Source organism: Streptomyces sp. NPDC006872 (assembly GCF_040635845.1).
Lineage (GTDB): Bacteria > Actinomycetota > Actinomycetes > Streptomycetales > Streptomycetaceae > Streptomyces.
Genome location: NZ_JBEYIL010000004.1, coordinates 354290 through 374148 on the forward strand (window position 1 = coordinate 354290; position 19859 = coordinate 374148).

12 protein-coding genes and 1 pseudogene are annotated in these 19859 nt (G+C 70.8%); 6 read left to right on the top strand and 7 right to left on the bottom strand.

Annotated elements, in window-relative coordinates:
- Nucleotides 1-13 precede the first annotated feature (13 nt).
- A complete protein-coding gene (gene mltG, locus ABZ725_RS14830; protein ID WP_358803078.1) occupies nucleotides 14-907 on the top strand; it encodes an endolytic transglycosylase MltG in 894 nt (297 codons plus the stop codon).
- Nucleotides 908-920: 13 nt separating this feature from the next.
- On the opposite strand, the gene ABZ725_RS14835 is transcribed toward mltG, so the two are convergent.
- From ABZ725_RS14835 to ABZ725_RS14855, 5 genes are all read right to left on the bottom strand, one after another.
- Nucleotides 921-2000 carry an NAD(P)-binding domain-containing protein gene (locus tag ABZ725_RS14835; RefSeq protein ID WP_358803079.1) on the bottom strand — a complete coding sequence of 360 codons (1080 nt, stop codon included), beginning with the start codon at nucleotides 1998-2000 and terminating at the stop codon, nucleotides 921-923.
- A gap of 49 nt (nucleotides 2001-2049) precedes the next feature.
- A complete protein-coding gene (locus ABZ725_RS14840; RefSeq protein WP_358803080.1) occupies nucleotides 2050-3075 on the bottom strand; it encodes an ABC transporter substrate-binding protein in 1026 nt (341 codons plus the stop codon).
- A gap of 153 nt (nucleotides 3076-3228) precedes the next feature.
- Nucleotides 3229-3987, bottom strand: a complete 759-nt coding sequence (locus ABZ725_RS14845) for an ABC transporter ATP-binding protein (RefSeq protein WP_358803081.1) — start codon at nucleotides 3985-3987, stop codon at nucleotides 3229-3231.
- Nucleotides 3960-4835 (bottom strand): ABC transporter permease, encoded by an 876-nt coding sequence (locus tag ABZ725_RS14850; protein ID WP_358803082.1) that lies wholly within the window; start codon nucleotides 4833-4835, stop codon nucleotides 3960-3962. Before ABZ725_RS14850 ends, ABZ725_RS14845 begins: the two co-directional genes overlap by 28 nt.
- Nucleotides 4836-5043: 208 nt before the next feature.
- A complete protein-coding gene (locus ABZ725_RS14855) occupies nucleotides 5044-5127 on the bottom strand; it encodes a putative leader peptide (protein WP_313884353.1) in 84 nt (27 codons plus the stop codon).
- A gap of 80 nt (nucleotides 5128-5207) precedes the next feature.
- Between ABZ725_RS14855 and ABZ725_RS14860 the strand changes: the two genes are divergently transcribed.
- From ABZ725_RS14860 to ABZ725_RS14870, 3 genes and pseudogenes are all read left to right on the top strand, one after another.
- Nucleotides 5208-5630, top strand: a complete 423-nt coding sequence (locus ABZ725_RS14860) for a secondary thiamine-phosphate synthase enzyme YjbQ (protein ID WP_358803083.1) — start codon at nucleotides 5208-5210, stop codon at nucleotides 5628-5630.
- A 147-nt stretch (nucleotides 5631-5777) separates the two neighbouring features.
- Nucleotides 5778-5996, top strand: a pseudogene (locus ABZ725_RS14865) (recombinase family protein); the annotation flags it as partial.
- A gap of 86 nt (nucleotides 5997-6082) precedes the next feature.
- Nucleotides 6083-7345 carry a tyrosine-type recombinase/integrase gene (locus ABZ725_RS14870; RefSeq protein WP_358803084.1) on the top strand — a complete coding sequence of 421 codons (1263 nt, stop codon included), beginning with the start codon at nucleotides 6083-6085 and terminating at the stop codon, nucleotides 7343-7345.
- 208 nt (nucleotides 7346-7553) lie between these two features.
- Here the strand turns inward: ABZ725_RS14870 and ABZ725_RS14875 are convergent, their stop codons facing one another.
- Nucleotides 7554-11441 (bottom strand): carboxypeptidase regulatory-like domain-containing protein, encoded by a 3888-nt coding sequence (locus tag ABZ725_RS14875; protein WP_358803085.1) that lies wholly within the window; start codon nucleotides 11439-11441, stop codon nucleotides 7554-7556.
- 197 nt (nucleotides 11442-11638) lie between these two features.
- On the bottom strand, nucleotides 11639-15439 hold the full coding sequence (locus tag ABZ725_RS14880; protein WP_358803086.1) for a S8 family serine peptidase: 3801 nt from the start codon (nucleotides 15437-15439) through the stop codon (nucleotides 11639-11641).
- A gap of 256 nt (nucleotides 15440-15695) precedes the next feature.
- Here ABZ725_RS14880 and ABZ725_RS14885 point away from each other — a divergent pair, with 256 nt between their 5' ends.
- Nucleotides 15696-16778, top strand: coding sequence for a LuxR C-terminal-related transcriptional regulator (locus tag ABZ725_RS14885; RefSeq protein ID WP_358803087.1), 1083 nt, complete (start codon nucleotides 15696-15698; stop codon nucleotides 16776-16778).
- A gap of 489 nt (nucleotides 16779-17267) precedes the next feature.
- Nucleotides 17268-19745, top strand: coding sequence for a carboxypeptidase regulatory-like domain-containing protein (locus tag ABZ725_RS14890; RefSeq protein ID WP_358803088.1), 2478 nt, complete (start codon nucleotides 17268-17270; stop codon nucleotides 19743-19745).
- Nucleotides 19746-19859 lie beyond the last annotated feature (114 nt).

Sequence of the window (19859 nt, forward strand, 5' to 3'; positions counted from 1 at the left end):
TTACCGTGCCCGCATGCAGATGAACACTCCGCCACGGAGCACGATTCGACTGACGCGCCGGGGCCGTCTCGTCCTCATCGCGACCGGCGCCGTCGTGGCCGGCACCGCCGTGGCGGTGCCGCTGCTGAGCCTGGAGAGCCCGAAGAAGGAGCAGGCGAAGCCGACGTCCCTGGTCATCCCGGAGGGCTGGCGGGCGAGCCAGATCTACGCGGCTGTCGACAAGGCGCTCGCCCTGCCGCCCGGCACGACGCTCAACGCGTTGCCGACGGCCGGTCTGAAGCTGCCGAACGACGCCGACGGCAACCCGGAGGGCTACCTCTTCCCGGCGACGTACCCGCTGGAGAGGGCGACCCCGCGCACGTTGCTGTCGTACATGGTCGGCACGGCGAACAAGAAGTTCAACAAGGCGCCGGTCGCGGCGGGCGCCCAGCGCAACGCGATGAACGTCTATCAGGCGGTCACCATCGCCAGCCTCGTCCAGGCCGAGGCGGTCACCAAGGCGGACATGGGCAAGGTGGCCAGGGTGGTGTTCAACCGCCTGGAGCGCGGGATGCCGTTGCAGATGGACTCCACCATCAACTACGCGCTGAACCGATCCACGCTGATCACGACGGAGAGCGACACCCGCATCGAGAGCCCCTACAACACCTACCAGCGCATGGGCCTGCCGCCGACGCCGATCGACAACCCCGGCGAGGAGGCGATGCGCGCCGCCATCAGTCCCACCCCGGGCGACTGGCTGTACTTCGTCACGGTCAGGCCGGGCGACACGCGCTTCACGGCGAGCTACGCGGAGCACCGGCGCAACGTCGCCGAGTTCGACCGGAACCAGAAGGCGGCCTCCAGGAGCCCGAGCAGTTCGGCGGGCACGAAGGGCGCCAAGAGCACGTCGGCGTCGGCCGGCTGACTCGGCGGATGCGTCAGGCGACGGCTACGGTCTCCTCCGCGAGCAGCCGCCTGATGTCCCGTACGGCCGCGCGTCCGGCCCGGTTGGCCCCGATGGTGCTGGCCGACGGCCCGTAGCCGACGAGGTGGACGCGGGGATCGGCGACCGCACGCGTGCCCTCGACCCGGATCCCGCCGCCCGGCTCACGCAGCCGCAGCGGCGCGAGATGGTCGATGGCGGCCCGGAAGCCGGTCGCCCACAGGATGACGTCGGCGGCGAACCGCCGCCCGTCGTTCCACTCCACGCCGCCCTCGGTGATCCGGTCGAACATGGGCAGCCGGTCCAACACACCGTCGGTCAGCCCCTGCCGGATCGCGTCGTTGAGCGGCAGCCCCGTCACGGACACGACGCTCTTGGGCGGCAGCCCCTGTCGCACCCGCTCCTCCACGAGGGCGACCGCCGCCCGGCCCACCGCCTCGTCGAAGGGCCCCTCGCGGAAGACGGGAGGACGTCGCGTCACCCAGGCGGTGTCGGCCGCGTACGGCGCGATCTCCAGCAGATGCTGGGTGCCGGACGCCCCACCGCCCACCACGATCACCCGCAGCCCGGCGAACGCCTCGGGACCGGGGTACTGCGCGGTGTGCAGCTGCCGCCCGCGGAAGGTCTCCTGGCCGGGGTAGCGCGGCCAGAACGGCCGGTCCCAGGTGCCGGTGGCGTTGATCAGGGCGCGCGTGGACCACGTTCCGTCGGAGGTCTCCACGAGCAGCCGCCCACCGGCGCCCTCCCGGACGGCCGTCACCTCGACCGGCCGCCGCACCCGCAGGTCGAAGGCGCGTTCGTAGGCGTCGAAGTACTCGGCGATGACCTCTGACGACGGCCGTTCGGGATCCGCGCCCGTCAGCTCCATACCGGGCAGCGCGTGCATCCCGTGCACCTTGCCGTACGTCAGTGAGGGCCACCGGAACTGCCAGGCGCCCCCCGGGGCGGGAGCGTGGTCGAGCACCACGAAGTCGCGCTCCGGCTCGAAACCGGTGCGGCGCAGGTGATAGGCGCCGGCCAGACCCGCCTGACCGGCGCCTATGACGACCACCTCGACCTCACGCACGTTGTTCACGCTTCTACCAACGGAACGGTGGGCGTGGATCTTCCCGCGTCGGCTGTGACTACGAGGACACGCGCGCGGGAGTGGTGGAGGGCGGCAGCTCGCCGTTGTAGCGCGGGTCCACGAAGGCCGCGAAGTCCACCTTGCGCGGGATGAGCTTCAGCTCGGTGAACGTGTCGGCGATCCGCTGCTCGGAGGCGATCAGCGGCTTGTCGATCGCGACCGGGATCCGGGTGGAGTTCGTCCGCTTGACCGAGGCCAGCGCCACCTCGTACGGCAGCCCGGTCTCCTTCGCCCACACCTTGGCCCACTCCTCCTGGTGGTCGTACACCCAGGCCGTCGCGCGCCGCAGCCGCTCCAGGTAGTCCTCGATGGCGGCGGCCTTCTTCGTGTCCTCGAGCGCGGCCGGCGCGGCCACCTGGAAGGTGAGGCCGTTGGTGACACCGTCGCCGGTGGTCAGCACCCGCCCCTGCTTCGCCTGCAGCACCTGCGAGGTGTACGGGTCCCACACCGCCCACGCGTCGACCTTGCCGGAGGTGAACGCGGCGAGCGCGTCGGCCGGCTGGAGGTACTTGACCTTCACGTCGCTCAGGGTCAGTCCGGCCGCCTCGAGGGAGGCCACCAGCTGGTAGTGCGCGGAGGAGCCCTGCGCCACGGCGACGGACCTGCCCTTGAGCTGCTCGGGCTTCGTCAGCTCGGAATCGGCGGGTACGAGGACGGCGTCGCCCTTGGACGTGCCGTGGAAGGCTGACACCACCGTGATCTTCGAGTCGGCGCCGGCGGCGAAGACAGGCGGGGTGTTGCCGACGCCGCCGATGTCGACCGCCTTGGCGTTGACCGCCTCCAGAAGCGGCGGTCCGGAGGTGAACGTGGACCACTTGATCTTGTAGTCGAGGTTCTTCAGCTCTCCCGCGGCTCGCAGCACGGCCTCGGAACCGCCCTTCTGGTCTCCGACGTTGAGAGTGAGGGACCCCTTGCCGTCGGTGTCGCCGCCCGCGCCCGTGCCGGCGGACGCGTTCCCGCCGCAGGCGGTGAGCAGCAGGGCGAGCGGAAGGAGCAGGGCCGCGGGGAGGAGGCGTCGTCGCATGGGGGTCCGTTCGGAGGAGGGGAGTACCGGTTGAGGGGCGGAACGGGGCGGAACGGGGCGGAACGGGGCGGGGCGGGGTTGAGCGGCCGAGGCGGCGGCGGTCGGCGAAAGTGGCGGCGGTCGGCGGTCGGCGGAGGTGGCGGCGGCCGGCTGTCAGGCGGCTTCGGCGGCGGCCGGGTCCACGCCGAGGCGGCGCAGCAGTCCGGCGCGCAGTTCCGCGAAGCGGGGGTCGGCGATGTCGCGCGGGCGATCGAGGTCGATCTCCTGCTCGTGCGCGATGACACCGTCGTCCATCACCAGCACCCGGTCGGCGAGCAGCACGGCCTCCTCGACGTCGTGCGTGACGAGGAGCACGGCGCAGCCGCGGCGCTGCCACAACTCACCGACCAGACGCTGCGCGTTGATACGGGTGAGCGCGTCGAGCGCGCCGAACGGCTCGTCGAGCAGCAGCAGATCGGGTTCCCGCACCAGAGCCCTGGCCAGGGAGGCGCGCTGTGCCTCGCCGCCGGAGAGGGTCTTCGGCCAGGCGTCGGCGCGATGCCCGAGCCCCACTTCCGCCAGGGCCTGGTCGGCGACGGGGCGTTCGGGCCGGCCCGGCAGCCCGAGGAGCACATTGCGCCACACCTTCTTCCACGGCATCAGCCGCGGCGCCTGGAACGCGACGGCCTTGCGACGCGGCACCAGCACGGTGCCCTCGATGTCACGGTCGAGCCCGGCGAGGATGCGCAGCAGCGTGGACTTGCCGCAGCCACTGCGGCCCAGCAGGGCCACGAACTCGCCCGGCCGGATGTCGAGCCGGAGGTCGTCGATGACGGGACGCCCGTCGAAGGAGCGGGTCAGCCCCGCCACGCGGACCGCCTGCGGCGTCTGCGCCGCCCGGGGGCTCAACGGCCGGTGAACGTCGGTCGCCATTGCAGCAGCAGCCTTTCGAGAGTACGGACGACGAAGTCGGCGAGCAGGCCGAGGAAGGCGTAGACGATGAGGCAGACCACGATCACGTCGGTGCGCAGGAAGTCCCGCGCCTGCACCATCAGGAAGCCGATGCCGGAGTCGGCGTTGATCTGCTCGGCGAAGACCAGCGCGAGCCAGGCGATACCGAGCGAGTAGCGCAGGCCCGTCATCGCGCCGGGCAGCGCACCCGGCAGGACCACATGCCGCACGAGTCCCCGGCGCGACAGCCCGAGCGACTCCCCGGCCTCGATCAACTGCGCGTCCACGCCCCGGATCCCGGCGTAGACGTTGAGGTAGAGCGGGAAGGTCACCCCGAGCGTGATGATGGCGATCTTCGGGGTCTCGCCGATGCCGAACCAGATGATGAACAGCGGGATGAGTCCGACGAACGGCACGGTCCGCAACATCTGCACCGGGGCGTCGACGAGGTCCTCCCCGATTCGGAACAGCCCCGACACCAGGGCGAGTCCGGTGCCGATGACGGTGCCCAGGAGCAGCCCGGCGGCCACGCGCTGCAGCGAGGTGCCCATGGCCGAGGACAGGGAGCCGTCGGAGACGAGATCACCGGCGACCTGGGCGATCCGGCCCGGCGAGGCGAGGACGTCGGAGGCCAACACGCCCGTCGCGCTGAGGAGTTGCCACAGCAGAAGGAGCAGGACCGGTCCGGTGGTACGGCGCAGCCAGCGGGGGACGCGGGCGCGGCGGGAGGAGCGGGGGACGATGGGGGTGAGCGCGAGAGGACCCTCGGGTACGGATATAGGGGAAATATCCGCCTCGGAGGGCTCGGGTGGGGCGTGGCTGATGCTCATGGGGGCTCCACGGAACGGAACGGAGAGGACCGGCGGCCGGTGGCGGTGGGGGGCGGGGGCAGGGGCGCCTCAGCGCCGCCACGTCACGAGCGCCTCAAGCGCCTCAAGCGCCTCAATCAGCTCAATCGGCGAAGGTGAAGTGAGGCGAAGCGGGGCGAGGGAGGTGAGGTGGGGCGAAGTGAGGGGTGCAGCCAGAGGCTGGAAGACGTCAGCGGCCGCGACGACACGCGGCGGAGGCCACCCGCAGCAGGTCGATGTGACCGCGCGTGGTGAGCAGGGCTGAACGCAACATGCGGCTGAACGTAGTCAGCCTGCATGCCCACGGTCAACGGGCGTCTCGCAGATCGGACTCCGGAAGGTCAGGATGGGGGCATGTCAGCTGCGTTCACCACCCGAGTTCTGCACATCGCCTCCGGTTCCCGGGAGAGGGTCGTCGACATCACCGGCGACTGCGAGGCGTTCCTGCGCGAAGAGGCCGCCGGCCGCAACGGCCTCCTGAACGTCTTCGTCCCGCACGCCACGGCCGGCATCGCGGTCATCGAGACCGGCGCCGGCAGCGACGACGACCTTCTCGCCGCCCTGCACACGCTCCTGCCCGCCGACGACCGCTGGCAGCACCGCCACGGCAGCCCCGGCCACGGCCGCGACCACGTCCTCCCGGCCTTCGTGCCGCCCCACGCGACCCTGCCGGTCCTGGACGGAAGGCTGCAACTGGGCACCTGGCAGTCGGTGTGCCTGGTCGACACCAACATCTCCAATGTCAACCGTCAGGTTCGACTGAGCTTCCTGGGCTGAGCATGATCGTCCTGGGGGTGGCCGCGAATTCTCCGTACCTTGTGCGCTCGAGACGGAGAAGCCTTGCGCGGTACGGACCTGAACATGATCGAACGCCCCTACGACGGCTGCGGCAAGTGCTTGCTCGGCGTACGGCGGCTGTCGCGGATGAAGCTCGCCACGTCGTCTCCGGAGCGCCAGCGGGAGGACGTACTCACCTCAGTCGACGCTGTCGGGGGCCACATCATCGGCTGGGCCGACGACTGGGAGGTCTCGGGAGCCACCGACCCGATGACCCGTCCGAAGCTGGGTCCCTGGCTCCGTGATGAGAGGGGTCCGTACGACGGCCTGGTGGCCGCAGCCGTGGACCGCCTTGGGCGTAACGTCGTTGACTGCACGCTCGCGAGCCCTGTGTCTGATCGCGACGCAGATCGCGCCGAGAGAACCATGGCGAGGCTGAGGGTAAAACGAGTATGGCGGGTTACATCGAAGACCGGTGGCTCAAGAAGCGGCCGAACAAGGAGACGGGCAAGCGCGAACGCACTGCCCTGTGGGGTAAGTGCACGCGCTATCGCGTCAAGGGGATACCGGGGGTCCGCGACCGGTCATTCGACACGGTTGCGGACGCCAAGGCGTGGCTGGCTGAGACGCAGACCGACTCCCGGCGAGGAGACTTCGTCGACGCGCGCGATGGTGCGATCAGCCTTCGTGAGTACGTCGAGAAGCACTGGTGGCCCTCCCAGGTGCATCCCGCTCAGACGTTGGAAAGCATGAAGTACCGAATCTGGGGGCAAGTGCTGCCGCAGCTCGGGGAGCTGGCGCTCAAGGACATCGGCGTCGCGGAGCTGCGCAAGTGGTCGGCTGATGTGCAGCGTGCGGTGGCATCGAGCACGGCGTACATCGCATGGGTGTACCTGAAAGCGATCATGCAAGCCGCGGTCGAGGACAAGCGGCTGTACCGCAACCCGTGCAAGGGCAGCAGCTCGATCAAGCCGCCGAAGAAGCCGGAACGCAAGGCTCGTGCCTGGCAGCAGGATCGCGTTGACAGGGTACGGGAGGCGTTGGCCGATCGGTACCAGATCATGGTCGACCTCGGGGTCGGGTGCGGACTCCGGCAGGGTGAGGTGTTCGGCTTCAGCCCAGACGATGTCCGCGACGGCTTCGTGCAAGTGGAGCGGCAGATCCTCATGTACAAGTCGCAGCTGTACTTCGGTCCGCCCAAAGGCGGAAAGGAACGCGACGCGCCTCTGCCCCAGGCGCTCGCGAAGCGGATCCTCACGCATCAGGAGCACTTCGAACCGATCGAAGTGACGCAGCCGTGGCTGGATCCCGAGGAGCCCGACCTCGCACGCGAGGATCGGCGCAAGGTGACGGTCCGGCTGCTCGTCTACACAGGGCGGCGCGGCGCGATCAACCGCACCACGTGGAACACCAAGGCATGGAAGCCCGCGCTCGCCGACGTGGGGGTCATCCCGCCGCTGCCCAAGCGACAGTCGGGTGAGAAGCCGTCGCGTGTATGGGAGCCGAGCCGCGAGCACGGCTTCCACGTCTTGCGCCATACGTACGCATCGGTGATGCTCGAAGCCGGCGAGTCGATCGTGTCGCTCGCGAAGTGGCTGGGGCACTCCGACCCGGCGTTCACTCTTCGGACGTACACGCACTTCATGCCGCAGGCCGGCGCGCGTGGGCTGTCCGCGATTGAGGCGTGGTTCGCGGACTCGGCCGAAAGTCCCTGAGAAGTCCCAGAGGGCTGGACCAGCCGCCGGATTCCCGCAAACATGCAGGTCAGAGCATGATCGCTCTCTGGGCGGGGCAGAACCCGGCGTACAGCCCGACTCGTCTGCCGCCACCTGCGGATCTGCCTGGGAAAGGGCCTCCGATCTGCGTCGGAGGCCCTTTCTGATCGGCACGGACGTCGTGTGCCGGCCCCGGACTCCCGCCCGGTCAGGACCGCGGTCGGACCGCGGTGACCTTCATCGAGACCGGCACCGGTGCAGCGGTGTACGGCGTGTCGTGGACCAGACCGAGTGCGGCCGTGTAGCGGCCAGGGGTCCGGGTCTCGGGCAGCCTCGCGTCGAGAGTGAGCCGCAGGGTGACGGCGGAGTGTGGCGGGAGGGTGAGCGTGGTGGTCTCCTCGTCGAGCCAGGTGATGTCGTCGGCCTCCGTCTGTCCGTATCCGGGCAGGAGTTCGGTGGTGGTGACGGCGTTCCCGTTGCCCCAGCCGGTGCTGCCGCCGATCTTGTACAGGCCGGCCGCCGCGGCGCCGCGGTAGGTGGGGGTGGTGTTGTCCGGGAGCCGCTGCCAGGCGTCGGCGCCCGGGTCGTAGGCCCAGGTGGCCGCGGTGATGTCCGCCGTGGCCTGGGTGGCGACGGAGCCGCCGGTCAGCAGCAGCCGGCCGTTCGCGGTGGTGTAGGCCGCGCCCCACACGCCGGTGGGCAGCGAGGCGACCGGTGACCAGGTGTCGTCGACCGGGTCGTAGGAGTAGACGTCGTCGACGGCGCCCGTGCCGGGGGAGTTCCCGCCGGCGCACACGACGTGACCGTCCAGTCCGCCGCAGGCGGGATAGGCGATCGGCAGCGGGTACGGTGCCAGGCTCCGCCAGCTGTCGGTCGCCGGGTCGTAGGCCTGGACGGCCGTGACGCCGCAACTGGCGCCGCAGCCGCCGACCATGTACAGCCGGCCGCCGAGGACGGCGCTGCCGGCCACGGAGTACGCCTCGGGAGCGGCGGCACCGGTGGACCAGGTGTCGGTCGTCGGATCGTAGACGGCCACCGAGGTGACGGCCTGGCCGGCTTCGTTCTTGCCGCCGGCGACGTACCACTTGCCGTCGACGAAGCCGTGGACGGGACCGCGCCGTGCTTCCGGGGCGTCGGCGCGCCGGACCCAGGCGGCGGTGCCGTCCGCCTTGGTGTCGTAGGCCCACAAGCCGTTCTGAATGGTGTCGTCGCCCTCCATTCCGAAACCGGTGTACACCGTTCCCCGGTAGGTGTCCGCCGCGTTGTCGATGACTCCGTAGGCGATGTCGGGAGCGGGCTGCCACTCCTGTCCCTGCGGCGGTGTCGCGGTCGCGTCGGCGGACTCCTGGATCCGTACGGTGGCGGTGGCGCCGCCGGTGTTGCGGACGGTGACCGTGGCGCGGGCCGTGGTGCCCTGCCGCACCGAGGCGGCGACGGCGGACGGGGTGGCGGTGATCCGGCCGGCAGGCAGTGCCAGGTCCGTGGTCCGGACGCCGTTGCGTACGACGCTCGCGGTCACGGTGCGGTCCGCGTACAGGGACTTGGCCGCCTTCAGCTTCACCGTCCTGGTGCGTCCGTGGTCACCGGTCGGCGCGAACAGCCAGTACAGGCCGTCCGCGGTGGCCGGGTCGGTGGGCGTCGGGATGGACACGGCGGGCGACGTACCCGTGGCGCCGGCGGTGACCTCGGCGCCGTTGAGCGGCTCCCTGGTGTTGGCGTCCCGGGTGTGGCCGACGACCAGTCCGCCCGGGACCTTGTCGTAGGTGCGGTCGCCGACGAAAAGGTCGTCCACGGCCCACCACCAGCCGTAGCTGCCGGTGAAGTGGAAGCGCAGCTGGACCGCGGCGCGGCCCGCGTAGTCGGGCAGGGGGATCTCGACGTGGGCCGGGCCGTCCACCGAGTCCGTGGTATGCCGCCAGACGGTGGTCCAGGTGGTGCCGTGGTCGGTGCTGACGTCGACGGTCGCGCTCTGCCCGTCGGAGCCGCGGTAGGCGGTGTCGAAGGCGACCCGGGGGGTGGTGCGGTCGGTGAAGTCGTAGACGGGGCTGATGAGTTGGCTGTCCTGGGAGGCGCCGTCCCCGTAGTGGTCGCTGTCCACGACGGCGAACGCGCCCTTGCCGCCGGTGGTGTTGCCGCGCGCCCCGGGGTCGTCGAACGTCCAGCCGCCGGTGGACGGGCCGGTGTCGGCCACCCGCCAGCCGTCCGGTGCTGCTGTGGTCTCGGTGAACGGCTCGGTCAGGCCCGAGCGGTGCACCTCGTAGCCGGGGGCAAGCGCCGCTTCCTCGTTCACGGGTACGGCGACATCGGCCTTCACCGTACGCCCCGCGACCCTCACCTCCCGGGTCATCGCCCGGTATCCGGGGTAGGCCGTGGCGATGCGCAGCGTGTAGGTGCGACCGGTCGGCAGGGACACCGAGTACCGGCCGGTGGCGGGATCGGTCCACACCGGGTCCAGGGGCGTGCCGTCCACCGTGATCGCCGCGTAGAGCGGCCAGCCGTGTCCCGATCCGTCGGTGACGGTTCCGGAGACCGTCCGGCTCGGTACCGGAGTGATGGTCAGGTCGCGGGCGAGGTCGGAGCCGTCGTCGACGCGGACTTCGCCGGGTGTGGCGGTGGCGTAGCCGTAGGCGTCGATCGTCAGGTCGTACGTTCCTGTGGGCAGCGTCATGGCGTAGCGGCCCTGGGCGTCGGTGCCGGCGCGGTGGTCGTCGCCGGCGGAGACGGCGGCGCCCGGCACCGGTTCGCCGGTGCGGGCGTCGGTGACCGTGCCGGTGATCCGGCCGTGCGGGCCCATGCGGAAGGCGGTGAGTCCGTTCGGTGTGCCGAGTCCCGTGGGCCCGTCGTACCCGGTGGCCGCGGTGCACAGGTAGGCGGGATCGCAGGTGCCGTTGGAGCCGTCCGTGACGTCGTTGAGCGCTTCGTCGGGGGCGGCGTAGGGGTAGGCGTTGGGCTCCGTGTCCTCGGCGGCACGACCGGCGGCGGCGTAGACGCCCGCGACGAGGGGTGCCGAGGCGCTGGTGCCGCCGTAGACACCCCAGCCCGCCGAGCCGTAGCTGTCGTACACGGCCACACCGGTGTCCGGGTCCGCCACGGCCGACACGTCGGCCACGGTGCGGTGGTCGCAGCCAGGGTCGTGCTGGAACGCGGGCTTGGGCAGGTAGCGGGAGCAACCCGATCCGGTGCCGTAGCCGTCGTGCGACCACACCGACTCCGACCAGCCGCGTGCCGTGCCGGTCTCCCGGCGCAGACTGGTGCCGCCGACCGCGGTGACGTGAGGTGAGGCGGCCGGGAAGGACACGCCGGCGTCGTCGTCGCCGGACGAGGCGACGATCGCCACCCCCGGGTGGTCGTAGTAGGCGTCCCAGGCGGTCTCGGCCGGGTCCTCGTCGAAGAGGTCGTACCGTGTGCCGTAGGAGTTGGAGACGACGTCGGCGCCCAGGGTGACGGCCTGCTGCACGGCCGCGCCGAGGTTGTCGATGGTGGCGTCGTCCGCCTCCACGAGCAACAGGCGGGCGTTCGGGGCGGCGGCCGACACCATGTCGAGGTCGAGCGCGGCCTCACCGGCCCAGCCTGCCTCGGGCTCCGGATAGTCGGTGCCGCCGCGCTGGTCGACCTTGGTGAAGCAGCCGTCCGCGGTCGTACACGCCGGAAGGCCGAACTGGGCGCGGTAGACGGCCAGGTCCGCTTCCGCGGTGGGGGCGTCCTGGGCGACGACCACGGCGACGGTCAGGCCCTCCCCGCCGTCGTCGGGCAACGTGTAGGCGGCCCGCAGGTCGGCCGGGCCGAAGCCGGGGGGTGCCTGCGCGGCGACGGCGCCGGACCGCTTCGCGGACGGGCCGGTGCGCCGGATGGCGAAGCAGGTGGCCTCTCCGGGCGAGGGCGTGCCGCACAGCGACTCGGTGCCGTCGGCCTTGCCGGAAGAGGACGAAGCGGTGGAGGTGGAGGACGAAGCGGAGAGCGCTGTTCGATCGTCGCCGGCGGAGGCGTCCGCCGCACCGGCCATGGCCACGATCGCGGCGCTCAGGGCGACCGCCGCGATCCGGTTCCCGAGGCGCGGGCCGCTCGGGCCGGGACGTCCGAGGGGTGGTATGTGCACCGACATTCTTCTCTCTCTCACGAGCGCCCCTGTGCGAGATCGACGGCCAGGGGTGCGTCGGCATGCGTGGGCCGCCGCGCTGATGCGGGGTGACGGCGCGTCAACTCGGCCCACGGGATCGGATGGAGGGGCGGGCGGCCGGGTGCCGCCAGGCGGTCGTGCGGGAAACCGCCGGACGGCTTGGCGTCACGCCGAGGTCATCCGGCGATTCCCGCGGCACGTACGACGGTCTGCGTCACGGTGTTGCCGCGGCTGTCCCCGGCCTGGACGCGCAGGGTGAGGTACTGCGCCGAGGCGGGCGCGTGCAGACGCAGGCTGACCTTGCCGTTGCCCCTGCCGCTGAGACGTGCCGTCGTCCAGGTGGTGCCGTCGTCGTAGGACACCTCGACCTTGCGGGTGTTGAGCGCCGCGTTGGAGCCGCCTTGCAGGTGCAGTGGAGTGACGAGCAGGGAGGCGTCGGCGGCTGCCTTGCCGTCGTCGGACGTCGGCAGGGTGTAGTCCACCTGGACGAGCGGGAGTTGCTCGCGGTCGTCGGCGTTCCTGGGCGCCGCGGAGGTGAACGTCCACTCAGTGCGCGTGGCGGTCGAGTAGGGGAAGGCGGCCGTGGCGGTACGGGTCGCCGTGTGCACCAGACGGTAGGTGCCCTTCTTCGCCGGTACGGTCGCGCTCACCCCGGCGCCGCCCTCGCCGACCAGAGTGTCTCCCCGGTACAGCGAGGTCTCCTGGGTGGTGTCGGAGCTGCCGAAGGCGGCGTAGTTGGCGTGGCCGCCGCCGGAGTCGCCCCAGGACGGGATGATGACGTTCACCTCGTCGCCGGTGCGCACGGGCAGTTGGACGCTGTCGTTGATGCGGGGGCGCACCACGGGTCCGAACCACTCCACGTCCGTGGTGCTGCCCGCCGGATAGGTGACGGCTCCGGACGCGCTGTAGGCCAGAGACTGAAGCTCGCCCTCCTCGGTCCACGAGAACGTGTTGTCGGTGCTGACGTAGTCGGTGCGGTGTGCGCCGGCCGTGCTCAGCCGGTTGGTGCCGACCTGGTACCCGGTCCAGGGGTGGACGTCGTAGCGGTTCTCGTACACCTCACGGCCGGTGGGGTTGCGGAAGGAGGTCTCGACGCGGGCCAGTTGACCGGCCGTGGGCGCGTAGACGGTGTTGGCGGGGATGCGGCCCTTCCAGGTGCGGACCAGGTCGTACAGGTAGTCCGTGTCGGGGCGGGAGACGGCCCGCAGCGGCACGCTGCCCGTCGGGCTCGCGTCCACGCTCGCCATGAGCTTGTCGCCGTTCGTGCGGGACAGGCCCACCACCTCGATGGAGGACCTGATGATGGGCTCGCGCAGTCGGCCGTCGAGGTCGTTGACGAACAGCAGCAGCTTCACGCCCGCGGCCTGCGCGGCCCTGATCTGGTCGTCCGCCGTGTCCTCGTCGTCGGAGTCCCAACGCACCACGGCGGCCTTGCCTGCGGCGTCGACGCCTTTGTAGTCCTCTGTGAGGCCGTCGCCCGGGTGGATCACGTCGAGGGCGTAGTCGTCCTCGGGCAGCTTCGCCGAGCCGGGCATGATCCACAGGTCGTCGAACTCCTGCCCGCCGGCGGTCACCGACAGCAGCGGCTCCTGGTTGCGCCAGCGGGCGTTGAGGTACTGCTCACCGTCACTGGGCGCGGTCGTGGGCGCCGTCCAGACGCTGTCGTAGCCGTCGTCGATCAGCGAGTTGTCGGCGACCGAGGAGCCGTCCTCGAACTCGCGGTAGTAGTCCAGGCGCCGGGAGAAGTTCTCGGTCCTCTTCGGCGTGACGGCCTTGACCTCCTTGAGCTTCGTGCCGTCCAGTACGAGGTCGGTGGCGCCGGTCACCTTCACCTGCGGGATGACCATGCGGGCGTATCCGGCCGAGGCGGTGCCGTGCGTACCCTCCACCCTGAAGTCGGCGTAGACGGTGTAGAGGCCCGGCGGCAGCAGTTCATCGGACCGGCCGTCGCCGTAGAGGTAGGTGCCCGCGTACTCGTCGCCCTTGCGGTAGAAGGTGAGGACGCCGTCCGTGGCCTCGCCGGAGCGGCCGGTGACCTCGGTGCGGACGTGGAACAGCTGCTGGCGGGTGCTGACGCCGAGCAGCGTGCGGGTCAGCGCGGCGCCCTCGGCGGATGCCGTCAGCCGTCCGGTCCAGCGCCGGCCATCGCCCGCCTTGTCCAGGTCGGTGGTGACCGTGGCGGTCGCGGTGCCGTGCGCGGGGACCTCGACGCGGCCGGGGGAGACGGTGAAGACGCCGTCGGGAACGCCGGGGGCGTCCACGGCGAGGTCCACGGTGACGGCGTGGTCGCCGGTGTTGGTCCAGGTCGCGGTGGAGTGGACCGGGCCCTTCACCGTGCCCTTGTCCGTGCCGGGCGAGTGGATGCCGACGTCGATCTTGCCGGTGGCGGTGAGCGTCGCCGTGGCCGTCGCGGCGGCGTCCGCCCGGCCGTTGCCGCCGTCGTCCGCGCTGATGTCGGGGGTGGGCTTGACGGTGCTGACCAGGGCGTCCTTGATGCGGCTGCCGGTCCAGTCGGGATGCGCGGCGGCGACCAGCGCGGCCACGCCCGCCACGTGCGGGGTCGCCATGGACGTACCGCTGGCGCTCATGTAGTAGCCGGAGCCGTCGCCGGCGTACTGCGACCGGGCGGCCAGGATGCCGACGCCGGGTGCGGTGATCTCGGGCTTGAGGGCGTCGTCGCCGTAGCGGGGGCCACGGCTGGAGAAGTCGGCGATGGCGTCGGAGGAGTCGACCGCGCCGACGGTGAGGGCCGCGTCGGCGGTGCCGGGCGACCGGACCGTCTGGGCACCGGGACCGTCGTTGCCGGCGGCTATGGCGAACAGGGCGCCGGTCTCGGCACTCAGCTCGTTCACGGCCCGGGCGAGGACGGTCTCGCCGTCGGCGTTCTCGCTGCTGCCCAGGCTCATGCTGATGACCCGGGCGTGGACGTCGCGGGCGGCCCACTCCATGCCCGCCAGGATCCAGGAGTCGTAGCCGTAGCCCTCGTTGGAGAGGACCTTGCCGACGTGCAGGTCGACGCCGGGTGCGACGCCCTTCTCCTTGCCGTCGGAGGCGGCGCCGCTGCCGGCGATGGTGGACGCGACGTGCGTGCCGTGGCCGTGGCGGTCGGTGACGTCCTGACCGGGGACGAAGCTGGCGCTGTCCTCGACCGCGTCCTTCAGGTCGGGGTGGCCCGGGTCGTAGCCGGTATCGAGGACGGCCACGTCGACGCCGTCGCCGGTGTTGCCGCCCGCCCAGACCTCGGGGGCGCCGATCTGGGCGACCGAGTCGCTGAGGGTGGCCTCGGCCTTGCCGTCGAGCCAGACCTTGGCGATGCCGCCGTGGAAGACCGTGGCGGTGTCGGTGTCCGGTGCCTTCGCGGAGTCGGAGTCGGACTCGGACGTGGTGCCGGACTCGATGCCGGTGAGCGCGTTCCACAGGGCGTCGATGTGCTCGCGGTCCGCGGCGAGGGCCACCCCGTTGACGCTGGTGAGGGGGCGTACGTCCGTGACGTCGCCAGGCATGGCGACGGCACGCCCCCGCAAGGTGGAGGCGGACGCCTCCTTGCCGCCGTACGTGACGATGAGCGGCAGGTGCCCCAGCGCCGCGTCGTCGTAGCCGTCGGCCACGAGCCGGGAGACGTTGAAGAGTTGGTCGTCCAGGGCGCCGGACGCCAGGTAGCGGCGGGCGGAGTCGGGATAGACGTAGGTGTCGCCGCCCACGGTCAGCACGCGGGCGCCGGTGGGCTCACCGTCGGGCCCCTGAACGGTGAGCGTGCCGAGGCGGTCGCCCGCTCCGGGGCCCACGGTCACCTTGTCGCCGGTGATGAGGGTGACAACGGATAAGGCAACGTTGTCAGCGGTGCGGGTGGCGCCGGCCGGGCTGTTGGCCGGAGAGGTGTCAGCGGAGGAGGCCACGTGCGGGGTCGCCGCGATGACCAGGAGGGCGGCCGAGACCACGAGCAGGCGGCGCCGTCTTCCGGACGGGTGGTGTGTCAAAGGATTCCCTCGACTTGACTCGACTTGAAGGGCGTACTGGCGGATGAATGCGCAGGGCCAGTCGCGTCGTCGGGACTGGTGGGAGCGTGCCCACCTTGACGGTGTCACGCCATATGGGACAAGATCCGGCCGTCGCGGATTCGCGCAATTGCCCACATGCGCTTGCGTCCCGCGGATGGCGGCGCAGAGATACGGCAGCGATACGGCAGAGGCACGTTCGGCACCGATGCGCACTACAGCAGGAGTGTCAGGCTGCATGGATGTGACGTCGGACAACCCCTGGGCCGGAACCGGGCTGGACGCGCTCAGCGGCCGGGTCCTGGAGTACCTGGTGGGTCACGCCTCCGCCTCTTCCCTCACCGTGGCGGCCGCGGTCGGCGCGCCGCTCGAAGAGGTCGAGACGGCACTGCGGTCTCTGGAGGACGCGCTCCTGGTCATCCCCATCGCCGGCCGGCCCCGGCGGTGGAAGGCCGGCCCGCCACGTTCGTCCCTGGGCTCCCTGCTGGCCCGCAGGCGCGCCGAACTGGCCCAGGCCGAGCTGTACATGGAGCAGCTTCACGAGATCTACGACCTGGCGGCCCGCCCGCAGGCTCCGCACCTGGTGGAGGTCCTGGACGACAACGAGGAGGTCGCCGCACGCTATGCGCATCTCCTCAAGGGCAGCACCCGGGAAGTACTGCACCTGGCCAAGCCGCCCTACGTGACCGGACCCGCGGGTGCTGCCGGTCAGGGGGACGCGGCACGGTCCGATCATGGGGGCGCGGCACAGCCGGAGTTCCGCGAGGGATTACGGCTGCGGTCGGTCTACGACACCGAGGGCTTCACGGACACGGTGTCACTGGAGACGGCGCTGCGGGGCAGCGCCAGCGGCGGCGAGTTCCGGCTCAGCTCCCGACTCCCCGTCAAACTGGTCCTGTTCGACCGGACCGCCGCCCTCTTACCCCTGCACGACGACCGCCCCTCGGCAGGATCCCTGGAGGTCCGCTCACCTGCCCTCGTCGACGCCCTCGCCGCGCTCTTCGAGGCCATCTGGAAGCAGGCGGTGCCGGTGTCACTGGAGAGTCGGGCGGACTGGCCCGCCCCCCGCCAGACCCGGGAGCCGACGCGGATCGACGAACGAACCCAGGCGATCCTCGACCTCATGGCGACCGGAATGAAGGACGACGCCATCGCCCGGGTACTCGACATCAGCCGCCGCACCGTGCAGAAGCACGTGAGCGAGGCAGGCACCGCACTGGGCGCCAGAACACGCTTCCAGATCGCCCTCCGGGCAGCCGAACGAGGCTGGCTGCCGCTGGGAGCACCGAATTCGCCGAACTCACCGGACTCGGACGAGTAAGGGCCTCCCTGAATCAGCTTGATGCATTTCTCGCATTGACGTGGCTCTCAAAGGGAGACGAAAAGCGCCCACGTGAAGCGGACCAAGGAAATGCGAGCGAGCGATTTCATTCTGCTGCCCACTCGCCTTGTCCGGCAAGGGCGAACCGTGCGGCATATGTGATCCTGCACAAGTGAGAAGCCGGTCAGCGGACCCTCGTCCCGATCGGGTCGACGATGACAAGTGCGCGCCAGAATTCGGGGGTTGACAGGCCGTCAACCGGCATCGGCTAATTGATTGCCCGCACTTCATGCGTATTCGCTTTCCGTTGGCCCGTGTTGAGGGCCCAGCCATGATTGGTGACTTGTGTCGATATCCACTCGTGCGAGAGGCGCGTTCCCGGCTTTTCGCAGATTCCATCGCGGCGCGGTGATTCTCGGTGTCGCAACCATGGCGTTACTGGGCGTCCAGCCCCTCGCGCACGCCGCGCCGCCCACGTTCGCTCAGGCCATGACCAGTACGGCCCAGGACGCATCCGCATCCGCATCCGACGCCGAGCCCGACCTGGCACCCGTCTGCGGCACCCCGGCGAAGGGGCACGCGACGTGCTACGCCATGCGCGCCACGGACCAGCCGGCCACGATGAGGCTGGGTTCGTCCGAGGTTCCCGCAGGGCTGGGTCCGCAGGACATCCAGAGTGCCTACAACCTGCCTGCCAACGGCGGCGCCGGCCAGACCATCGCCATCGTCGACGCCTACGACAACCCCAACGCCGAGGCGGACCTGGCCGTCTACCGCAGCCAGTACGGCCTGCCGCCCTGCACCACCGCCAACGGCTGTTTCAGGAAGGTGGACCAGCGCGGCGGCACCAACTACCCGCGCTCCAGCGACGCATGGGCCGGAGAGATCGCCCTCGACCTGGACATGGTCTCCGCGGCGGCACCGGAAGCCGACATTCTGCTGGTGGAGACCGACAACGACGGTCTGGACAACCTCGCCGCCGGTGTGGACCAGGCCGTGGCTCTCGGCGCCAAGTACGTCTCCAACTCCTATGGCAGGACCGGCGACTACCCGACCGATCTGGCCACCTACGGCTCCTCCTACGACCACCCCGGCGTCGCCGTGGTCGCGGCCAGCGGCGACGACAACTACGGCGTCTCCTTCCCCGCGACCCTCCCGTCCGTGACCGCGGTCGGCGGCACCACTCTGACGGCCGACCCGGCCGGCGCCCGCGGCTGGTCGGAGACCGTCTGGTCCAGGGACTTCTACGGGCCGGGCTCCGGGTGCGCGTCCAACCAGACGAAGCCGGACTTCCAGCGGGACACCGGCTGCACGGGACGAAGCGTCGCCGACGTCTCAGCGGTCGCTGACAACGTTGCCGTCTACCTGACCTTCGGCTCACAGGGCAAGGGCTGGCAACGCTTCGGCGGCACCAGCGTCGCGACACCGCTGATCGCCTCCGTCTACGCGCTGGCCGGGCCCCCGCGCCCCGGCACCTCCCCCAACTCCTATCCCTACGCCGCGAACGGCGTCGGTCTCAACGACATCACCACGGGGTCGAACGGAACCTGCTCCGTGGCGTACCTGTGCAACGCCGGCACCGGCTACGACGGTCCGACCGGCCTGGGCACCCCGGCGGGCCTGGCCGCCTTCCGCAGCGGACCGCACGGCACCCTCTCCGGGACGGTCAAGGACTCGGCCACCGGCAAGCCGGTCGCCCGCGCGTCCGTCGGGTCCGGACTGGACATCACCACGACCGACACACAGGGGGCGTACACGCTCGACCTCCCCGCGGGCACGGTCAAGGACCTGACGGTGAAGGCCTTCGGCTACACGACGACCACGCCGGTCACACTCGACATCGCGGACGGCCAGACCCTCACCCGCGACTTCGGACTCTCCGCCATCCCCCGCGAGCGCGTCCGGGGCACCGTCAAAGACGGGTCAGGACACGGCTGGCCGCTCTACGCACGACTCACCGTGAACGGGTCCCCCGAAGCCCCGGTCTGGACCGACCCGGTCACCGGCGCATACGACATGGCCCTGCCGAAGGGGAGCGACTACACGCTGAACGTCACCGCCGCCCAGCCGGGCTACGAACCCCTGGCACGGAAGGTGACGGTGCGCGGCAGGTCCGTCACCGCGCATGTCGCTCTGACCGCCGATCCTGACGCGGCCACCGCCGTCGGCTACCGGCCCGAACTCGCCGACCACGCTGAAACGTTCGACTCCACCGCGACCGCGCCCCAGGGCTGGAGCGTGGTGAACGCGGCCGGTACCAACAACGGATGGGAGTTCGACGACCCGACCCAACGCGGCAACCTCACCGGCGGCGATGGCTCCTTCGCCGTCGTCGAGAGCGACAACGGGCCGATCGGACCGCATCAGGACAGCCAGCTCATCAGCCCTGAGTACGACCTGTCCGCCGCGCAGTCGGCGGAACTCACCTTCAGGACCGCGTACGTGTACAACCCCTACCAGCAGCACATGACCGTGGACGCCAGCACGGACGACGGCGCCACCTGGGAGAACGTCTGGACCGGGCCCAGGGTCAGCGACTCTGCGCAGCGCCTGACCGCGCACGTCCCGCTTCGGCAGTTCGCCGGGCACAAAGCGCTGCGGCTGCGCTTCCATTTCGTCGCCGACTGGGGCTACTTCTGGGCACTCGACGACGTGAACGTCCAGACCCGAGTCCTCGTGCCCACACCCGGCGGCCTGACCGTCGGCACGGTACGAGACGCCAGAAGCCGCGACGGCGTGGTCGGTGCCACGGTCAGGGATACCGCGGACCCGGACGAAATCGCCCTCACCACGGCCACGCCGGAGGACCCGGCCATCGGGGACGGCTTCTACACCTTGTTCTCGGCGAACCCGGGCCCGCACACCCTCCGGGTCACGGCGTCCGGTTACGCAGAGCTGACCCGGAGGACGACGGTTCACCGCGATCGGGTCAGCCGCAAGAATCTCACCCTCAGACCGGACGCATGACCACGACACCGGCCACCCGGCACGTCCACGCCCGCGGCTAGGGTCCCGCCTCGGAACGGTCCTGCCGGAGTATGAACGCCGTGAAAGGACCGCCACCTCGTAGGCGGCGGTCCT

Coding starts and splice junctions, on each gene's coding strand:
- mltG (WP_358803078.1), top strand. CDS start 14: ATGCAGATGAACACTCCGCCACGGAGCACGATTCGACTGACGCGCCGG.
- ABZ725_RS14840 (WP_358803080.1), bottom strand. CDS start 3,075: ATGCGACGACGCCTCCTCCCCGCGGCCCTGCTCCTTCCGCTCGCCCTG.
- ABZ725_RS14845 (WP_358803081.1), bottom strand. CDS start 3,987: ATGGCGACCGACGTTCACCGGCCGTTGAGCCCCCGGGCGGCGCAGACG.
- ABZ725_RS14850 (WP_358803082.1), bottom strand. CDS start 4,835: ATGAGCATCAGCCACGCCCCACCCGAGCCCTCCGAGGCGGATATTTCC.
- ABZ725_RS14855 (WP_313884353.1), bottom strand. CDS start 5,127: ATGTTGCGTTCAGCCCTGCTCACCACGCGCGGTCACATCGACCTGCTG.
- ABZ725_RS14860 (WP_358803083.1), top strand. CDS start 5,208: ATGTCAGCTGCGTTCACCACCCGAGTTCTGCACATCGCCTCCGGTTCC.
- ABZ725_RS14870 (WP_358803084.1), top strand. CDS start 6,083: ATGGCGGGTTACATCGAAGACCGGTGGCTCAAGAAGCGGCCGAACAAG.
- ABZ725_RS14885 (WP_358803087.1), top strand. CDS start 15,696: ATGGATGTGACGTCGGACAACCCCTGGGCCGGAACCGGGCTGGACGCG.
- ABZ725_RS14890 (WP_358803088.1), top strand. CDS start 17,268: ATGACCAGTACGGCCCAGGACGCATCCGCATCCGCATCCGACGCCGAG.